Genomic DNA, 19654 nt, shown 5'->3' with positions numbered 1-19654 from the left:
ATGGCGGCGTCCAAACTCACCAAACGCGAATATGAAACGCTGGCGGCTTTCAGGTTCTCCCTGAGGCAGTTCCTGCGCTTTAGCGAAGAGGCGGCCAAGTCTGAGGGAACGACTCCTCAGCAGTACCTGGCGCTCTTGGCGATCAAGGGCTATCCCGGGCGGGAGTGGGCGACCGTGGGAGAGTTGGCCGAGCGTTTGCAGGTGCAGCACCATAGCGCAGTGGGGCTGGTGGACCGTCTCGCGGGTGAAGGCATGGTGAGCCGGGAGCCCTCTGAGGATGACCGGCGGCAGGTGCTCATCCGCCTCACGGAGGGAGGGGAGGAGCTGCTGGGCAAGCTTGCGTCTGTCCATCGCGAGCAACTCCGGCGCATTGGGCCGGAGTTGCGCAGGATCCTCGGGTTGCTGAGTGACGAGTGATGCGGGCGGTGTCCAGAGGTTCGAGGAGTCCGGACCCTGGTGCAGGCTACTTCTTTGATGCTTCCAAAAGCTGAATCGCATCGAGGATCACAAACCCCTCTGTCTGCGTGTTGGAAATCGTGATGGTGGTTTCCTGGGTCCCGTCGCCTGTCAGGTCCACCTGACCGACGCTGCGAAAGGCACCGCCTGGATCGAGTGGTTGCGTTTCATCCACGGTCAGCCGCGTTTCTGCCCCGCCAGATTTGATGATCACCGGCACCTTGGTGGCGCGGGTGGCATGTGGGGAGTAGGCCATGCGCACATCGTAGCGCCCTGTCTTCGACAGTTTCACCCGGAAGACCGCGGTGGACTGGCCGTCACCACGGCGATTGTCGTGTAGATACCCCCGCCCGACGTGGGGCTTGAAGCTGCTGGAGCGGTCCCAGGTGCCGGTCAGTTCCGCCTGGGAGTCATCCAGCACCACGCCTGGCAGCGTGGCCGGGTCGATGCTCACGGGGACCATCGGAGCGGGTGGCAGGGGGGGCAGGATGGGAAGATCAAGGGCCTGACCCTGGGCCAGCAGGCGCTCGCGAAGCTGCGCATACGGCAAATCTTGGGCCGGGGACTGGCTCCGGGCGACCAGGGCGGCCGCCACCCCGGCGCTATGGCCGATCGTCATCCAGGTGGGCTCCACGCGGATCGAGGAAATCGCCACATGGGTGCAGGACAGGGCCACGGGCACGAGCAGGTTCGTGCACTCCGCCTTCTGCGGCAGGATGCTGCGGTAGGGGATGTGGAAGGCGGGACCATGACGACGGCCTTCCAGACGCACCGGAAAGATGGTGCCTTCATTGATGACTCCTCCATCCGGCAGGGCGACACGCTGGCAGTCATGGGAATCGATGGGAAACGAGGAGACGGCGATGGCGTCGTCCTTGGCCGGCTTCTCCTGAATGTCGGCCTGCGTGAGGCAGTACATCCCCTTCATGCGGCGACCTTCTCGAACGTAGAGCTGGGGTGACCAGTGGCCATAGTCGGCAAACTCATCTTTGCAAAGACCCAGCTCTGCAAGCTGGCGGCGATGTGCCTCCGGCACCGCAGGATCAGTGGTGAGGAACTTGTACAGCTCCAGGGTGTATTGCTTGTGAGCCTCCCAGATCTTCTCGCGCTCGGCGGGGCTGGCTTCGCTCCAGCCGTTGCAGGCACCCACGAGGCCCATGGAGAACTGTTTGCCAATGCCGTTGTTGGCATCGAACTTCTCACCAGGCAGGGGATACAGGTCCCAGAGGAGGGGTGCATTCATCGTGGCCTGGAAGTAGCGGCGTACGACCTCGAACCGTGCGGGATCGTAGTTGACCGGTTCAGGAAACGGCACCCGGTTGGCGGGGTTCCCGGTGAGGCAGAGGCGGAAGCTGTACACCATCACATTCTTGTCCCCCTCATCTTCAGGGCCGGCATCGGTGGTGGTGACGAGCGGCAGGGGCTTGCCCTGGTCATTGAGGCCGGAGATGGGCATCTTGGCCTTCGGGTACTGTTTGCCGGCGAGGCTTTCGCCATAGGCCTTGCGCCCCTCGCGGCCGATGGTCCAGGCCACGCCTGCGGCTGCCATGAGGTCGCCCTCATAGGTGGCGTCGATGTAGGTCTTGCCCTTGAACGTGCCGTCGGAGGTGGTGAGCTCACGGATGGCGGCCCCGTTTTTGTGCACCTTCTGAAGCTGTCGTTTGGTCAGCACCTGCACCCCGGCTTCCTTCAGCATCTGATGAGTGACCCGGGCGGCGACGCTGGGCTCATAGGTCCATACGGAATGGTCCTTCACCATCACATCATACTTGAGGGTGGTGCCGCGGTCTTTGTAGTCCTTCTCCACCCGGAGGTGCCATTCTTCAAAGAGACCCTTCAGCGTGCTGCGCACGGTCTGGTTGGAGTCACTGAAGCTGAGTCCTCCGGTATTCACGCCGCCGACATGGGCCGTGGGTTCCAGGAGGATCACCTTGGCACCTTCCCGGGCGGCCCCGATGGCAGCGCAGAACCCGCCGGGTGTGGCCCCGTACACGATGACGTCCGCCTCCATGGTGGGGGCTGCCTGTAGGGTGGGGAACACCGTCCCAGGGACGGCGACTGCGAGGAAAAGAAGCGGCAGGAGTTTCATGATGCGGCGTGAGTGCAGGAATAAAGGCAATGCGCACCGCTTTTGGACACCCGGCTCCGGAAGAATTATCCGTCTGTGCGCAGGGCAGCCAGGGGATCTTCCACCTTCCTCGGCAGCAGTTCATTCACCCGTTCGCGATCGGATGGGGTGAGCTTCTTGACCGAGGTCCCATAGACCGACAGGAGGACGAACTCACCGGTACGGTCGGAATAGAGCCAGCGATCGCACTCCGGACTGGTGCCCACGAGGTCCACCTTGTGGGTCCAAGGGCGGCTTAGTCCGTTGGGATCGAGGGAAGGAGTGGCCCGGGAGAAGCAACCCAGCAACTCGCGCACTTTTTCCGGATCGCTCACCGAGCCGCACTTTTCGGAATTGGTGTTGAGCACACGGAACTCCGTGACTCCTTCCGCCTGCCAAGCTTTTTTTGAGGCGCAACCGGCCAGCAAAGCCAGGCTGGCGAAGACTGGAAACAAGCGAGCGAGCATGGGGCTCAAATCTGGTCGGGAACGCATCGGGCCATGCTAACATTCCCGTCAAGGCAACCCGAGCGCTTGATCCTGTGGCTTGAGTTTTTTCAGGGCCTCGCGCGCCTTGGAGTCCCCGTTGGAGGCGGCTTTCTGGTACCAGGCGATGGCTTGGCTCATATCAGGCGCTACGCCCAGGCCGAATCGGTAGGCATCACCCAGTTGCCGTTGGGCTTCGGTGTCGCCCTGGCTGGCTGCCACGCGGTACCAAGCGGTGGACTGGGAGCGCTCGGACTCCTCGTAGGCGGCACTGTACCGGAGGTTGTCCCCTAGCTTGCGCTGCGCCACCGGGTCGTTATTTTCCGTGGCCCGTTGGTAGAGCCCTTCAAACTGCGCGGGCAGACGTGTGGGGCGCGGAGGTAGCGATGCTGAAAATGAGCGGCTGTCACCTGATGCGGGGGCACCTGATCCGAAAAAAGGGCGTCGCAGACGACTCGTGAGGCCTGCCTGGGTGAAGCTCCAAAAGATCATCAGTGCGATGACGCCGCCGATGCCGATCATCCAGGGCATGGTGAGACGAAAGGGCTGGACCTGCGCAGGGGCAGGCCGGACGGCCGTCGGCGGAGGCATGGGCGTGAAGCTGGAGGCCGTGCCGCTGGGGGTACGAGGGGTCAACACACCTGATCCCCCAGAGTTTGTGCGGTTCTGGCCAACCGGGGTGAAAGCAGGGCTGGCGGCCACGACAGGAGCAGGAGGCAGACGCAGGCGGGGACCAAGAATGCGGGGTGGGATCTGCTCCACCTTGGGTTCCGCAAGAACGGGGGCGGTCGGGAGGGTCAACCTCCGGGCAGTTGCCAGGGGGGACTTTTCCTCTCCCGGCGGGCGGAGCAGGAACTGGTAGGCTTCATTGATGCGGATCGTCTGATTCATGGCTTCCGCCAGTGCTGCCTCGTCGTCTGCGAAATGACTGGGGTGCCAGAAAGTCAGGGCGTGGTGATAAGCCGTCTCCAATTGCTCCCGTGTGAACGGGGGAGCGAGGTCAAGTGCTGCGTGGGCCTCACCCGGCGACATGGGTGCAGTATGAATGGAAACGGACAAAAAACAATGCTGGCCTCTCGCTGTCTGCCCAAGGGGAGGTCTGCAGGCTAGGAGGCCAGGGTCACTCCCGGGTCCTCATAGGTGGCCCGGGGTACGACGACCACCGGACAGCTGGCATGATGGAGGAGCCCGGCGGTAACGCTGCCGACGAACAGATTGTAGAGCGCGCCATGCCCATGGGAGCCCATGATGATCAAATCCGGGGCCAGTTTATCCACTTGATGCCGCACGACTTCGAGCACCGGCCCGGTGTCCTCCAGGATGTCCGCTTCCAGGCCCGCACTTTCCAGTTGTTTCCTCAACAGGTCCAGGCCGGCTCGACAAGCCTCCGCCTCCGTCTCAGTGCCCGGAGGCGGGGCGAAATCAACCACCAATGGATCGGGCGGGATGACGTGCAGAAGGGTGACCCGGCTGTCGAACGCCAGGGCGAGTAACTCCGCCTGCTTCATGACGGACTTCGTCAGATCAGAAAAATCCACGAGAGCGAGGATGGAGTGAATCTGTGTCGTGCCCGGGATAAGGCGGTCATCGGTGGCGGGATTCAGATGGGTGCGTGCCGCCGGGACCACGGTGACGGGACAGCGTGCATGGTGAAGCACTCCATGGGTGACGTTTCCCAGCAGCACATCATGAATCGCGGCGTGACGGTGGGTCCCCATTACAATCATCCGGGCGCGTCGTTCCTCTGCGGCAACCAAAATCTGCTCCGCGGGAGGTCCCTGCATTTGGAGCGTGCCTACGTTGCTGTTGAGCCCGGTGATGCGTTCCCGCCACAGTTCCAGCTGTCGTCGGTCCGCCTCTGGATCCACCTCGACGGCAATCGGGGTGGAAGCCGGAACTGGTTCGTACCCAACGTAAGGAGGCTCCGGTGGGCTGACGTGAAGAAGCAAGGGGCTCTCGAGGGTCGCTTTGGCCATCTGGGTGGCCACTCCGATCACGCGAGAGGTGACATCAGAAAAGTCCAACGGTACGTCAAGGAGAGACCCTGCGCCTTTCCGACCTCAAGCCCGCGAGAGGTGACATCAGAAAAGTCCAACGGTACGAGCATGACACTCATGGCGGCCTCCTTGGCAGGTTGGTTTTCCATACTACCAAATCGGACGCCGGAGGTCCATCACGCTTAGCGGGTGTAAACCGGGTCTCCGCTTGTGACTGCCAGATTCCGGTCAAAGCAGGTTCCGGCCACGAGCTGCTCCACTTTCTCAGGCATTTTTTCCAGTGAAGGGGAGGTGGACTTCGTGTACACCACCTTCCCGGCCGCGTCCTTCACGAGGATGACCCACCCTTCGTAAGCATATCCGAACTTCGCGCCGGTTTTGTCAAACTTGGTGACGATCTCTTTGCAGGTGTGTTCGCAGCTTTTCAAAGGGGTCAGTGGCAGGTCCACCTTCTCCTGAAGGAAGACAATGCGGACGTCCCGATCCGCAGCGCTCTGTCCGAGGGCGGATACGACGGCGGTGTGGCCCTCGTAGCTCTGGCGGGTGTCCACGTTGGTGAACTTGAGCCGAAGGGTGATTTTTTGAGTCTTGTCATCCCAATCGCCCCCGCGGATCGGGGCAGGTTTGGAGGCGACCACTTCAATCTTTACCCCGCGATCAAAGGGAAGGGCGGAGCTCTGGGCTTGGATGGAGAGGGGGATCCATCCAAGCGCCAAGGCAAAAAGGGCTCTGACAACCTGGCTGGTTCGCTTTCTGAGGGGCGAGGTGAATTGGATATCTAGTAATTGTCTCATGTTGTATAGGGCTTTCGACTATATTCCCATGAGGCATGTCGTTGTCAAAAAATGTTGGATGGAGCTTGTGAAATTTTTGCAAGGTGTTGGTGAATCGAAGCCGCGTACAATCAGAGAATTCCCAGGAGATTGCTCCAGGGGCATACAGTGGCTACCGGGTCGTGGGAGGCCCGTGCATGATGGAGGCGAGGGGAGTGTTTTCCCCATCCCAAGCGCATTCAGTGGAGCTCTCTCAGGCTCCGGTCAGGTCATTGACCGTGGTGGAGGAACTGTTATTCTTGACTGAAGCCACTCCATTGTCGCGAGCCCCCGTGGAGCTGTACATTTCGCTCTTGCCGATGATCTGGCCATTCTTGGCCTTCAGCACAAAGAACGGCTCCCCGGCAACTGACGTCTTGAGTTCAAAGTTGGCGTCGTCAACTCCGTGAGTGCGGACAGAGGCAATGCCATCCTGGGCACCCTGTTTGCTGGCGTAGCTTTGGCCGGTGAGGATCACCTGACCGTTCCCAGCCTTGAGATTGAAGGTGAACTTGCCGGACTTGTCCTTTTTCAGGTCGTAGCTCATAGGGATGAGGAGGGTGAAGCTCAATGCCGAGTCACTGTGATGAGCATCTCAAAAACGGTTCCTCGGAGCAATGGAAAAATGCAGGGGGGAGTAGGTCCGTGCTGATCGGCTCAGGCAACGGAGGGGAAGCGCGTGAAATGCGGTGGGCGTGCTGGGCACGGCGGAGGGGCGCGGGGGATTGTACGAGCGATCCCGTGGCGACCTGAGCTGATGGAGACCATCGGACTACGCCGGGCGCGGTCCTCGGGAGTAGTCCGGTCGTCCCAACTACTGCACAAAGCTGAACTCGCGGCCGTTGATGAGTGACCAGATGATGTTCCCGTAGGCGGCTTCACCTTCGGCGGCGAATGCTTTTCGGGCGATGTCCTTCTCCCGGAAGTTGGGATGCCGGTTCAGAATGCTGAGGAATACGACCTCCACCTTGTCGGGCGGGTTTTTCACCTTCTCCATGTTGCGGGCAATCAGGGAGTCCTTGCTGGTCAGCATTTTCTGGGCGGCACCGTTCATCATCATGAGCACCTGCGGGGAACTGCCGTCCTTGGACCCGCCGTCGATGGTGAACCGCTCGGACTGACCAAACTCTCGCAGGAAGTGCCCGGGAGGAGCGGGCTGTTCCAGCTCAGAAGCTCGCATGAGCTTCATGTTGCCGAACACGATCACCTTGGTGGGATCCATGTTCTTGCTGCCTGCGTCGGTGAGGGTGGCACCCATACGGGCCTCGTTGCGGGCTCCCAGGGAGTTCATCACGCTCACCTTTTGGAGCAGCGTCTGGGCATTTACCGTCGCCAGGTTCACATCCATCGAGCGACCGTAAAGGTCAGCATCCGGATTCTTCACGCTATCGGGATTGCCGAGAAGCAGCGTCATGTAGGAGTCCCACGCCTGTTCCGCGGTCATGCGCCGCAATACGGGGCCTTGAAAGAAGTAAGGTGCGCCCATGGGCAGTTCGACCGTCGTTGCCTCACGTTGATAAGTGCGGGTATTGAAAACGATGCGCTGGAACTCCTTGAGGTTGAACTTCAGCCGGACCATCTCGGCAGCCAGGTGTCTGATCAGCTCTGGATTGTAAGCTTCATCGGGGTTGTCCACGTGCAACACAGAGGGTGTCAGCGCCTTTCCAAAGGCCCGGCTCCAGAGGCGATTGGCCATGGTCATGGCAAAGCGGGGATTGGAAGGGTGCGTGGCCCAACGGGCAAAGACTTCGCGCGACTTGGCACCCTTGTTGGCCGAGATCGTGGAGGCCAGCAGATAGGCAGGATTTTTGGCGTCTTCCGCACTCCACATGATGAGTTTGGGCGAGACCTTTTCTCCTGGGCTGCCGTCTTTGTATTTGTAGTCTCCGGGCAGGGTTAGGCGGTTTTCGGTTCGATCCACCACGGCAAACTTGTTGGCATTGATCACATCACCCAGCAGGCCGCGATACTGCTCGCCATCCACCCCCTTGCTTTTCATCAGCGCCATGGCCTCTTTGAGGAGGCGTTCTCCAGGATCTCCGCCTGGGAAGTCGCCGGCACCCATCTCGGTGGCGGTATTGCCGAAGAAGGCGGCCATTTCATAGAACTGGCGCTGAGTCCAGTCGGCAAACGGGTGGTCGTGGCACTGCGCGCACGCCACGTCGGTGCCGAGAAACAACTGCAGGGTGTAGGAGAGGTTGTCCAGCGGCATGCCGGCATCACGCAGCATGTATCCCGCCGCTCCGTTGCTCCACATCTTCCCGGTGGCGGTGAGCATCTGGTACGCCATCTGGTCCCAGGGGGCGTTTTCCCTCAGGTTCTGCTTTACCCACTGGCTGTAGGCCGTGCCGCGGACGAGGTTGCGCTCAAAGTCGTCTTTGATCCGCAGCATCTCGGCAAAGTAGTTATACATGTGGCTGACGTAACCCTCGGAGTCGAGGAGCTTGTTGATCAGCTTGGCGCGCTTGTCAGCGTCACCGCTGCGGGTGAAGGTAACTGTCTCTTCGTAGCTGGGAATCCGCCCCACAATGTCCAGATAAGCACGGCGGACGAACTGCTCGTCGGAGGCGGCTGGGTTGCCTGTGATGGGGGGCAGGACGGCCTTGGGCTCTCCATCAGCAGATTTCCCAGAGGCTGGCTGGCTGCGTTTCAGGTTCTCTCTCTGCCAGCCCATCTCCACAAGCTGGTCTATGCGTGCGGAAGCCTGGGCCACCGTGGCAGAGTCGGCCAGGGCGGGGAGTTGACCCATCAAGGTGGCCGAAGGTTTCAACGACTTCGCCAGTTCTTGATCTTCCAGGGAAAGCCGGTCCAGGGGGAGGTTGAAGATCACGCCTGCCGCCGTCTGGATGTACACCGCGCCGTTTTCCAGTTTGATGAAGGTGGCTTCCACTTTCCGGCCCTGATTGTCCGTCCAGACCCGCGGCGCATTGTCCGCTGCAAGGAGGGTGGCCGACGTCAGAACACAACACGCGAGAGAAACGAGGCGGAACGTCTTCATGACGGTAATAAATCGAAAACGATGGGGGGCCGGGACTTGCGGAAGGCAAGGGGGTCAATTCTAAAACTCCCTGGCTCCTCTGGAATTAGAGGGAATATCTGGCCTGGCTGCAAGGTGGAAGTCCACCAAGAGGCAGATCCTGCCCAGCCGGTACTGCGGTGCCTGACGCAGTTTTGGTTCATGTAATTACCCGCCCGTGACCGGTTGTTTTGGTAAGCGAAGCGGTTGGCAGGGTGACGTTTTCCAGAGGCTGCTTTCGCGTTGTCAGACTATCAATTTTTCCGGTAGGGGGCTCGCCTCTAAAAGGTTGGCATTCAGGGGATTGGGTGGGAAGGGTCGCTTGGACAATCGAAGGGGTGTTTTGTTCAAAGTATGAGCAAATTTTTATCATCTGGCATCAGTAAACACCCTGACTGTTCCTAGGATTGTCCAGACCCGACTGATGGGGGACAATGAGTTGGCCTAACCACACGGTGGCCCTTGTAGCCAGTACTCACGCCTATGATGAAATCCAGCCTCCTCACTTTGGCCGCGCTTTGCGCGGGTTCCCCCGCCTGCATTGGCACGACAAACACGACAGCCTCGCCGACACAGCGGGTTCAGCGCATCCACAATGTGAGAACCACCGCTTACACCCACACCGAGAGCGACCACATCGTGCACGGCACCAAAACTGCCGCGGGCGGAAACCTGAAATACGGGAGTGTTCGCAGCGCCGCTGCGGACTGGTCAGTGTATCCCGTGGGCACAAAGTTCCAAATTGAGGGCGACCCTTGCGTCTATGAGGTAGATGATTACGGCTCCGCGCTTGTGGGCACGGGGACGATTGACATCTACAAGCCTTCCAAGGCTGCCATGGATCAGTGGGGGGTACGTAAAGTAAACATCAAAGTGATTGAGTGGGGCTCTTTCCTGAAGAGCCTCGCTATCATGAAGCCACGCGCTACGAAGGCGTCCCACATCCGGAAAATGATTCAGAAGATCGAGGGCGGACCGCCCAACGTCTGAGGACCGTGGCCCCGGTAATGTGAAAGGACCCCGGGGCGTGACTGGGCGGGGCGGCCATCCGGTCGTCCCGCCACGTTACGGTTTTTAGCGCTGAGCTTGTGCCCGGCGCTACTGTTCGCCGTCCACCTTGAGCATGGGGGCGGTCAATGCCTCATACGTGGCGCGATCCACAATGAAGGTGTCCGGTTCGTCGTTCATGCGGCCGTGATAGAGGGTGGGCTTTTGACCGGGAACTGAGGCCGCAGGGGCAAAGGTGAGCAGGACCGGGCGGGGTTCGCCCCCCGGCTTTTCCAAATCCGTCAGCAAAAGCTGAACGGTCAGCGTGGGGTTCTTCAAGGCCTCGATGGCGGCGGTGCGGTTGGTGCTCCACTCCACGGCGTCAAAGTTGACGAGCCGGTTCAGGAGCTGATTTGCGGCAGCGGAGTTGATCCTGGCGGTGATGTCTTGTCCCGCCAGTGTGCCGCTCCAACTGGCATTGAGCGATGCGTAGTTGAGCGTGAGAGCCGGCGAGGTGCCCTCCGCCACCACCACCCGCTGTACGGCAAACATGTTGGCACTGAGTACCCGGCCGCTGCGCCATTTCAGCGTTTCAGGCGGGGAGATGCTCAGCATGAACGGGCTCACCTGAACGATGGTGGGCTCACCCCGGTACTTGGCGCTGATCACTCCTTGTTCGCCCTGTCCGAACTGAAGCACGCGGGAGCTCTCCTTGGTGATCCATTCGATTTCCAGGAAAGGCTGATCGAGGCCGTAGGGCCCTAGATTGGCGGTGACGTTGTCTGTCACAAATGCGCGCACCTGGGTGCCATTCAGACCGTCCAGCAGCGCCTGAATGCGCTCCTGATTTCCGGGTTCCTGTTTGCCGAAACGCTTGAGACTCCAGGCTCCCGATTCCCGATTCAGCACCACCTCAGGTTGGGCCAGGCTGCGCAGTCGCACGCCGATGACGCCTTCCACGGGAATCCGGGCGAGCTGTTGATCCCGCAGATGGTTGGGCTGAAGCCGCCAGAAGTCGGTTAGTTTGGGGGGAGCCAGGAAACGGCCGGGGCGGTTGGTGACCTCTGCGGGTACTTCTTGGCCGGCATCCACGGGATGAAGGGTGAGCACCACTGGGCCGGGTTGACCGTCAGCTTCCAAAGTGACTTTCATGAGGGGCAGGGCCGGATTGGCCGTCTTCGCCTCACCATCCGACGCGGTATTCAGCTTGACGTCCATATTGAGGACTGCGGCGAGGATCGCGTTCACGCGTTCATCGCTGGCGGCTGTCTGTATCGGCTTGATCAGTTGCCAGGGTTTGCCTTTCTCGCGGGTGAACTCGATGGCCCCCGTACCTGCACTCAGCACGAACCGATGGATGGTGTCAGGCTGCAAGCGGACAAGCTTGATGTCGCGCCAATCCTCTGCGTTTTTGGACAGCAGGGCGGGGAGCGTTGACTTGGTGACATGGAGCAGTTCGTCACCCTTCTTGTCTGGTTTCTCGCCAGGCTGGGCGGCATAGAACGACTCTTCGTAGGGTGCCTTCCCGCCAAACCGACAGCGGGCGAGTTCCTTGCCTCCTTCCCCCAATACGGACACCTCAAGAGCTGCGGGATTGCCGAGGCCGGTGCGCTTGTAGTCTTCCTTGCTCATGTCCTTGCGGGAAACGGTCTCCCGCCATTCGAGGCCGTTGAGCGAATTCAGAAGCTGGGCCACCCATTCTGGATTGGCGCGATCCTGATAAGGGGCCTGTGCCTGCCAACTGTCTCCCTTGCGCTGTAGCTTCAGCGTTCCATCCTTCGTGGTGATGGAGATGTCCACCGCGTCTGCCGGAGCAAAGGCAAAGGGACGGTTCACACGGGCCAGCCGTTCCGTGGTGGAGGGGAGATGGCGCTCGTACCCGGCGATGTAGGCGATCAGCCCCCCCACGAGGAGCAGCAGAACGAGGGTGGTGGAAAGCTTCATATCAGGCAGGTCAGGTCACGCCCGGCGGAAGGTCCAGACTAGGAAGCCCATGCCGAGCACAGCACCGGGCATGAGGATGGCCGTCACCCAGAAGATCTGCTGGCGCTGGTCCTGCTTGAGTTCGAGCCGGAACATCTGCTTTCGTTTCGGGGTAATGCCCATGAACCGCTCGCGATTCAGCATCCAGTTGAGGCCGGAGGAAATAAAGTCCTGGTGGGAGGCGAGGCGCGTGGCGGGATCAAGGAGGAGGGCGTTGCCGATCACCACCATGCGGGCGCTGTCCACACGCAGACGTTCATCGCCCACGGCGCCGCGCTCCACACTGGCAGCCAGATGCACGGGGGGGCGGGTGTCTTCACGGTCCACCACAGGAAGCTGCTGGGTGTATTCGGTCTCACCCCAGAAGCGCTCGGCCGCGTCAATCAAAGGTTGCACCTGGATCTGGCGGCTGGTCAGTTCGGCGGACTCGGTTTTCAGATCCAGCGACTGTGTCTGCCCGCTGAAGCTGGAGGAGACCTCGGTGAAGGGCTTGCTGATGGGAGAATCCTGCAGGAAGACCGTTTGTACGGAGAACTGCACCTTGGGGCCGGTACTGGTGCTTTCCGCGTAGAGCACACGGTCCTGGCGCGGGGTCACCCCCTGCTTGGTCAGGAAGCTGCGAAGGCGGGGAGTCTCACCATTAGGATCCAGCAGCACGAGCAGGGCGGCACGCTTGGTCTGCCAGTAGGCATCCAGCACCTGCGTTTCACGCTCACTCAGATCGTAGCGTGCGCCCACCAGAATCACGCCACTGGCATCCTCGGGGACCGACTCCACGTCGGTGAGGTTCAGCGGCATGACCTCAAAGTTCTGCTGCTTCCCCAGATCCGCGAGGGCGATGTAGGCAAGCTCCGTGCCGCCGGGACTGACGGCACCTTTGCCTGCGATGAAGTAGAAGCGCCGGACCCGGCCCTCAATGAGGCCCATGATGGCGGAGGTGATGGCATCCTCCCCCCGGAGGTCCACGCTCGGGTTGTCGCGGTCTCCGTTCAGACCCCGGATGATGATTTCATTCTCCGTGATGAAGCGGATGCGGTCATTGGCTCGCACCAGCACGCCATTCCCGGTGAGGGCGATGCCATAGGAAAGCTTCAGTTTTTCCGCATCTTCCAGATCCCGGGCGGGGTCGATCTCGTCCACGCGCACCCGGGACTTTTTGACCTGCCGGTACTCCTCAGCGAGAGCCCGCATGTCCTGCATGATCACGGAGTCACGATTGAAGATCAGCGTGATCTCCACATCTTTGGAGAGCTTCCTGATGTAGCCGACCGTGGTGTCGCTCAGAGTGTAGTCTCTGCTGGGGCTCAGGTCCTTCCGGACGTAGTGGCGATAGCTCAAGTAGTTCGCCGTGGCAAACAGGGCAATCACCAGCAAGGTCTGGAAGGCCACATTGAGGCCGATTCCCAACCGATGAAGGGGACGGGCGGCGGGCGGTTGGGGCGGGGTGGTGCCAGAGGGATTGGCGGGCGGGGTGTCCGACATGAAACGTGAGGAAAGGCTGAAAGAAAGAAACGCGGCCGGTCGCAGTGGGCCGGGAGAGGTGGACGGGTGGATCACACCCGCCAGCGGCGGAATTCCAGCACCTGATGGGTGCCGACGATGAAGATGAATGCCAGGCTGACGTAGTAGGCAATGGGCCGGGAATCGAGCAGGCCGTAGGTGAAGACGCGGATGTGCTCGACGGTGGCAATGTAGTGAACCAGCTCCACAAACTGCTCCGGAATACGGCGGCCCAGGTACAGGACAAATACCCCGAGCAGGTAGTGCATGAGACTGATGGTGAAGGAGAGCACCGCCGCCACGATCTGGTTCGAGGTAAGGGCGGAGGCAAAACACCCTGCCGCCAGGTTGAAGAGTCCCATCACGAAGATAAGCAGGTAGATCCCGTAGAGACTGCCGTGCGGGATCTCTGTGGCCCCGGCGGTCATGCTCTCAAAGATGAAGAAATTGGCCAGGCTGGGTACCCAGATCAGGCAGTAGAGAACCACGGAGGCAAGGTACTTGGACCACACGACCTGCCACGTGCGCACCGGGGCTGTGAACAGCGTTTCAAAGGTCCCCAGCTTCCGCTCTTCTGCAAAGAGGCGCATGGTCAGGAGAGGAAAGATGAAGAAGTAGGAGAGCCAGAACCACTGGGAGTGGAACGTCCAGCTCACCAGGCTGCCCTGCTGCGGGCCGCGCTCAAGGATGGCCACGGCGGCGCGAAAGGAGAAGCCGTTGATGATCATCACCAGAGCTATGACGACATAGGCGACAGGGGAGTAGAAAAAGCTGCGGAGTTCCCGGGTCAGCAGGATGAAGAAGGTGCGCATCGGAGAAAGCGGAGGAGGGGCGAGGAGGCGGGAGGGAGCTCAGATCAGACGTGGGTCAGCTCAACAAAGACGTCTTCCAGGCTGGGTAGCTCACGTCTGAGTTCCCGGATCTGCCATCGGTTCTTGAGCGCGAGGTCAAAGATCGCCTCCCGGATGTCGGTGCGGGCTTCGATGCGGAGGGTGAAGTGGCTCCAGTTGCCCTCCTGTCTCTCTGCGGTGATTTTGCGCACGCCTGTCACCTTGCCAAGGTGCTCCTCGTAGCCTGTGCCGCCGGAAACTTCCAAATGCAGGTCACTGGCTGCACGCAGTTTGCGCACCAGATTCTGAGGGGTGTCATCGGCGCGAAGTTTGCCCTGATGAAGAAGGAGGACGCGGTCGCAGGTCTGTTCCACCTGGCTGAGGATGTGGGTGGAGAGGAGAATGGTCTGGCGGCCTTTGAAGGCCAGCAACAACTCGCGAACGTGGCGGATCTGGTTGGGGTCGAGACCGTTGGTGGGCTCGTCCAGAATGAGGAGAGGGGGCTTGCCCACGAGGGCATCGGCAAGCGCCACCCGCTGGCGGAAACCTTTGGAGAGATTGGCGATGATCTTGCGCCGAACCTCCGTCAGGGCACAGGCATCCATCACCTCGCCCACCCGTTTGCGCAGGAGACTTCCTCCCAGGCCTTTGATCGCTCCGCGGAACTGCAGGTATTCTTTGACCCGCATGTCCATGTAGAGGGGGGCATTCTCCGGCATGTAGCCCAGGCTGCGCCGGGCGTCGATCGACTGGTGGAAGACATCAAAACCGTTTACTCTCGCCGTCCCAGACGTGGGGGAGAGGAACCCGGTCAAAATACGCATGGTGGTGCTTTTGCCTGCCCCGTTGGGGCCGAGAAAGCCGACCACCTCGCCGGGTTCCACCTTGAAGGAAAGACCATCCACGGCGGTCTTGCCCACATAGGTCTTGGTGAGGTTTTGGACATCAATCATCAGGAACCTCAACGAAAGCGCAGGTTGGCAAAAGAGACAAGCTTTTGCCTTCAAGGAAGGTTCACCCTCGGGTGGATGGGGCGAAATAACGGTGGGCCCCGGGGCCTTTCCAGTCCCACTCTCAGAAAAGCAGGCACTTAATTGCGGATATTTGAAGTTTCCGTACGGGGCAGCGTACGCGTATCTCCTTCATATGGGGTGCCTGTTCGCAACCCCGCGAAACATTTGCAATTCAAGTCATATTTCTGCTTTCCCGCAGAGGGTCCCGATACATAGTGTCAGCCCCTGCATTCTTGCCATGAACGCCACTCTCCCCTACCGGGCAAACGTTGACCTGCTCGAAGAGAAATATCTCGCTTGGAAAAACAACAGTCACGATGTCGAGCCCGCCTGGGCCTCCTTCTTCGAAGGTTTCGAACTGGGCATGGCGCAAAAAGTGGGAGCAGGAGGGGATGCTGCAAAAGATGCCACTGGTCAGCAACTTTCTGAAAAGGCGCTGGCTTTCCGCACGAAGGTCACCAATGCCATCCTCGACTTCCGTCGCGTGGGGCATACGGCCGCCTGGGTCAACCCGCTGAGCAAGACTGCTCCAGATCAGCCTCTGCTGAGCCTGGCGAGCCTCGGCTTCACGGAAGATGAGCTCGACGAGGAGATCAGCACCCAGTTCTTTGCCAACGGTCGTCGCGTGAAACTGCGCGAGATGCTGGAGACTCTCCGCCGCATCTACTGCGACCGGATCGGATTCGAGTTCATGCACATACACAATCGCGAAGTGCGTGCGTGGTTGCGGGACCGGATTGAGCGCCGTGTGGAGCTGCCGGCCCCGACGGCGGCAGACCAAGAAGAGTTGCTCCGCTGGCTGTTGCAGCCGGAGACTTTTGAGCGTTTCCTGCACAAGCGGTATGTCGGCCAGAAGCGCTTTTCAATCGAAGGTGGCGAGGGCTTGATGGTGGCACTGGAATCTATTTTTGAGGATCTGCCTGGCTATGGTGGTGAGGAGATCGTCATGGGCATGGCCCACCGTGGCCGCCTGAGCGTGCTGGCGAACTACCTTAAGAAGCCCCTCAAGACCCTCTTCTATGAGTTCTCCGAAAACTACGTGCCCAACATGGTGGCAGGTGACGGGGATGTGAAATACCACCTTGGCTTCCAGACGAAGCGCCGCACGAAGTCCGGCAACGAGGTCATGATCGATCTGGCGGCGAATCCGAGCCACCTTGAGGCGGTGGATCCCGTCGTGGAAGGCAAGGCCCGTGCCCGCCAGCGTCACTTGGAAGACACGGTGAACCGCAAAAAGGTGCTCCCGGTCCTCATTCACGGTGACGCCGCTTTCGCTGGGCAGGGGATTGTGGCGGAGGTGCTCAACCTCTCCCAGCTTCCAGGCTATCGCACGGGCGGGACCATTCACCTCGTTACAAATAACCAGATCGGTTTCACCACGCTGCCGGCAGATGCGCGTTCGTCAGACTATTGTACGGATATCGCGAAGGTGATCGAAGCTCCGGTGATCCACGTGAACGGGGACTCCCCAGTGGATGTGGCTTTTGCCGCCCGTCTGGCCCTTGAGTTCCGTCAGACTTTCTCCCGTGATGTGGTACTGGATATTGTGTGCTACCGCCGCCACGGTCACAACGAGACCGACGAGCCCAGCTTCACCACCCCGCATCTGGCCCGTTCGATTGCCGAGCATCCCACTCCCGCCACCCTCTACGGGCAGCGTCTTGCCGAGGAAGGCGTGCTCAAAGCAGAGCGCGTGGACGAGCTTCGCAAGGAGCTGGAAGCAGCTTTGGAAGCAGGTTTCTCCGAATTGGCGGATGACGAGAAGAAAAAAGGGCACAACCCCTTTGAAGGAAGCACTGCCCAGCCACAGCCACGTTATACCCATGATCCGGTGGTGACCGGCCTGCCTGCGGATGGTCTGCGTACCTTGGGCCTCAAGCTGGTGGAACCCCCGCCAGACTTCCGTCTGCACCCCACCATTGAAAAGCGCTTCCTGGCCGCCCGCAAAAAGGCGCTGGAATCGGGTGCTGGTTTTGACTGGGCCCATGCTGAAGCTCTGGCCTTTGGGTCCTTGCTTGCGGATGGCACAGGGGTGCGTCTGAGTGGGCAGGACTGTCGGCGTGGCACCTTCAGCCAGCGCCACTGTGTGCTGTATGACAACTCCACCCGGGAGCGCTACATCCCGCTGCAGAACATTCAGCCCGAGCAGGGACGCTTCTGCGTTTACAACTCTCTCCTTTCAGAGGCCGCCGTGCTTGGCTTCGATTACGGTTACTCCTTGCTGGCTCCCAACGTGCTCATTTGCTGGGAAGCCCAGTTTGGTGACTTCGTAAACGGTGCGCAGGTCATCATCGACCAGTTTATTGCCAGCGCGGAGAGCAAGTGGGGCCAGCCCAGCAGCATTGTCATGCTGCTTCCGCACGGCTTCGAAGGGCAGGGGCCAGAGCACAGCAGTGGCCGCCTGGAGCGTTTCCTGCAACTTTGCGCTGGCTGCAACATGCAGGTGGCCAACCTCACGACCCCGGCCCAGTACTTCCACATCCTCCGTCGCCAGATGAAGCGGCCTTTCCGCAAGCCGCTCGTCCTGATGACCCCCAAGAGCCTTCTGCGCCATCCGCAGGCGGTTTCCAAGCTGGAGGACCTTGGCGACGGCACGCATTTCCATGACGTGCTGGATGATGACACGCTGACCACAGACCCGAACCGCATCACCCGTCTCATCTTCTGCTCGGGCAAGGTGTACTATGATCTGCTTGAGTTCCGCAAGGAAAACGAGATCAAGAATGCGGCGATTATCCGTGTTGAGCAGCTCTACCCACTGAATGTGGGATTGATCGAGAAGATCGCCGCCCGCTATCCCCGTGCCCAGAAGAAGTGGATCTGGTGCCAGGAAGAGCCCGAAAACATGGGGGCCTGGACATTCATCCGCCATCGTCTGGAAGATATGACCAATCACGTGCTGCGCTATGCCGGACGTGAACGTGCCTCCAGTCCTGCCGCCGGCTCCAAGGCGATCCATACCCACGAACAGGAGCGCCTGGTGGAAGATGCGTTCAGTGTCTAGTCTCAACCTCTCGATAATCTCTCCCAGCAACCAGTCAGTCAGCCCAGCACCATGCCCACAGAAATCAAGATACCGACCCTCGGGGAATCCATTGCCAGCGGCCTGCTCTCGAAGTGGCACAAAAAGGATGGCGACGCCGTCAAGGCGGGGGAAATACTGATCACGCTGGAAACCGACAAGGTGGCCCAGGAGATCGCGGCGGATGTGGATGGCATTTTGCGCATCACCGCCCAGGAGGGGGACGATGTCCCGGTAGGGGCCGTGGTGGGTTCGATCGAAGAAGGCGCTGCTGCGGCGGTTCCCGCACCCAAGGCGGAAGCACCGACGGCCGCTCCCGCTCCCGCCCCTGCTGAAGCTCCGGCTCCCGCTGCTGCCCCAGAGGCTGCCAAGCCCGCTGCTGCCCCAGCACCCGCTGCTGTGGAAGCTCCCCAGTTGAAGCTGGTGCCCAAGCCGGAGGCTGCTCCGGCCCCCGCTCCTGTGGTGAAGCGTGAGCCAGAAGGCCGAGTGACCCGCAAGCGGATGACCCCGCTGCGCAAGCGCATCGCAGAGCAACTCGTTTCAGCTCAGAAAACGGCAGCGATCCTGACCACCTTCAACGAGTGCGACATGAGCGCCCTGATGAATCTGCGCAAGCAGTTGCAGGACGACTTCGTGAAGAAGCACGGCGTCAAGCTGGGTTTCATGTCCTTCTTCGTGAAGGCCGTGGTGGATGCTCTCAAGGCAGTGCCCCAGATCAACGTGCGGGTGGACGGTGATGAGATCATCACCAACAACTTCTATGACATTGGTGTTGCCATCGGCACCGAGCGCGGCCTCATCGTCCCCATTCTCCGTGATGCGGACAAGAAGAGCTTCGCCGACATCGAGCGAGACATTCTGGACTACGCGGCCAAGGCCAAGCAGGGCAAGATTCAGATCGACGACCTCACAGGCGGCGTTTTCACCGTCAGCAACGGCGGCGTCTATGGTTCACTCTTGAGCACTCCAATCCTGAATCCTCCCCAAAGCGGCATTCTGGGTATGCACACCATCCAGCAACGGCCGATGGCCGTGGACGGTCAGGTGGTCATCCGCCCAATGATGTACCTCGCCCTGAGCTATGACCACCGCGTAGTGGACGGCAAGGAGGCGGTGACCTTCCTCATCCGCATCAAGGAGTGCATTGAGAATCCCGCCCGCCTCCTCGTGGGGGCGTAAGTGCGTTGTGCATAGCAGGGCTGGAAGCACCTGCGCCAACTTTCAATGGGCGACTCCGAGAGGGGTCGCCTTTTTGTTGATGGTGTCTGGGAGAGGGTGATGGGGGCGGCCCGGCCCGCTGCGCGGGAGACACCAGACTTTAAGACACCAGACATCAGACTTGATACTGGCGCAAAATTGAACGGGCTCCCTGTGGCTTACCTTATAGGACGTGCGACTGAGTGGGGTTGAAAACCTCGCTCCTTTACCCACGAACAAGTTGCGAGG

15 protein-coding genes are annotated in these 19654 nt (G+C 60.5%); 4 read left to right on the top strand and 11 right to left on the bottom strand.

Translation table 11 applies throughout. The annotated features are described in order from the left end of the window. A complete protein-coding gene (locus VSP_RS20145) occupies positions 1-417 on the top strand; it encodes a MarR family winged helix-turn-helix transcriptional regulator (protein ID WP_009962953.1) in 417 nt (138 codons plus the stop codon). 46 nt (positions 418-463) lie between these two features. Here VSP_RS20145 and VSP_RS20140 read toward each other — a convergent pair whose 3' ends face one another. From VSP_RS20140 to VSP_RS36420, 7 genes are all read right to left on the bottom strand, one after another. Next, positions 464-2545, bottom strand: coding sequence for an FAD-dependent oxidoreductase (locus tag VSP_RS20140; protein ID WP_009962952.1), 2082 nt, complete (start codon positions 2543-2545; stop codon positions 464-466). A gap of 65 nt (positions 2546-2610) precedes the next feature. Then, positions 2611-3030: a hypothetical protein gene (locus VSP_RS20135; RefSeq protein ID WP_009962951.1), complete on the bottom strand. Its 420-nt coding sequence runs from the start codon at positions 3028-3030 to the stop codon at positions 2611-2613. A gap of 48 nt (positions 3031-3078) precedes the next feature. Further along, positions 3079-4080, bottom strand: coding sequence for an SEL1-like repeat protein (locus VSP_RS39735; protein WP_009962950.1), 1002 nt, complete (start codon positions 4078-4080; stop codon positions 3079-3081). A 74-nt stretch (positions 4081-4154) separates the two neighbouring features. Further along, positions 4155-5072, bottom strand: coding sequence for a universal stress protein (locus tag VSP_RS41165; RefSeq protein ID WP_081452622.1), 918 nt, complete (start codon positions 5070-5072; stop codon positions 4155-4157). 155 nt (positions 5073-5227) lie between these two features. Next, positions 5228-5761 carry a hypothetical protein gene (locus VSP_RS20115; protein ID WP_009962947.1) on the bottom strand — a complete coding sequence of 178 codons (534 nt, stop codon included), beginning with the start codon at positions 5759-5761 and terminating at the stop codon, positions 5228-5230. A gap of 310 nt (positions 5762-6071) precedes the next feature. Beyond that, positions 6072-6404 carry a YegP family protein gene (locus VSP_RS20110; protein ID WP_009962945.1) on the bottom strand — a complete coding sequence of 111 codons (333 nt, stop codon included), beginning with the start codon at positions 6402-6404 and terminating at the stop codon, positions 6072-6074. A gap of 267 nt (positions 6405-6671) precedes the next feature. Continuing rightward, positions 6672-8855: a DUF1549 domain-containing protein gene (locus tag VSP_RS36420; RefSeq protein ID WP_009962943.1), complete on the bottom strand. Its 2184-nt coding sequence runs from the start codon at positions 8853-8855 to the stop codon at positions 6672-6674. Between the two features lie 501 nt (positions 8856-9356). Between VSP_RS36420 and VSP_RS20100 the strand changes: the two genes are divergently transcribed. Further along, entirely contained in the window at positions 9357-9863 is a 507-nt protein-coding gene (locus VSP_RS20100) for a 3D domain-containing protein (RefSeq protein ID WP_009962941.1), read from the top strand. 108 nt (positions 9864-9971) lie between these two features. Here the strand turns inward: VSP_RS20100 and VSP_RS20095 are convergent, their stop codons facing one another. The 4 genes from VSP_RS20095 to VSP_RS20080 all read right to left on the bottom strand — a co-directional run bounded on the left by VSP_RS20095 (position 9972) and on the right by VSP_RS20080 (position 15126). Continuing rightward, the gene (locus VSP_RS20095; RefSeq protein WP_009962939.1) at positions 9972-11804 is read right to left on the bottom strand and encodes a DUF4340 domain-containing protein; all 1833 of its coding nucleotides are present in this window, start codon (positions 11802-11804) and stop codon (positions 9972-9974) included. Between the two features lie 15 nt (positions 11805-11819). Next, a complete protein-coding gene (locus tag VSP_RS20090) occupies positions 11820-13325 on the bottom strand; it encodes a GldG family protein (protein ID WP_009962937.1) in 1506 nt (501 codons plus the stop codon). Between the two features lie 71 nt (positions 13326-13396). Then, on the bottom strand, positions 13397-14155 hold the full coding sequence (locus VSP_RS20085; RefSeq protein WP_009962936.1) for an ABC transporter permease: 759 nt from the start codon (positions 14153-14155) through the stop codon (positions 13397-13399). 44 nt (positions 14156-14199) lie between these two features. Beyond that, entirely contained in the window at positions 14200-15126 is a 927-nt protein-coding gene (locus VSP_RS20080; protein WP_009962935.1) for an ABC transporter ATP-binding protein, read from the bottom strand. A 298-nt stretch (positions 15127-15424) separates the two neighbouring features. Between VSP_RS20080 and VSP_RS20075 the strand changes: the two genes are divergently transcribed. Together VSP_RS20075 and sucB are read left to right on the top strand one after the other, a co-directional pair. Further along, the gene (locus tag VSP_RS20075; protein ID WP_009962934.1) at positions 15425-18190 is read left to right on the top strand and encodes a 2-oxoglutarate dehydrogenase E1 component; all 2766 of its coding nucleotides are present in this window, start codon (positions 15425-15427) and stop codon (positions 18188-18190) included. 51 nt (positions 18191-18241) lie between these two features. After that, positions 18242-19387, top strand: a complete 1146-nt coding sequence (sucB, locus tag VSP_RS20070; RefSeq protein WP_009962933.1) for a dihydrolipoyllysine-residue succinyltransferase — start codon at positions 18242-18244, stop codon at positions 19385-19387. Positions 19388-19654 lie beyond the last annotated feature (267 nt).

The sequence above is a fragment of the Verrucomicrobium spinosum DSM 4136 = JCM 18804 genome (assembly GCF_000172155.1).
GTDB lineage: Bacteria > Verrucomicrobiota > Verrucomicrobiia > Verrucomicrobiales > Verrucomicrobiaceae > Verrucomicrobium > Verrucomicrobium spinosum.
This window is presented reverse-complemented; position numbering and strand designations above follow the sequence as displayed.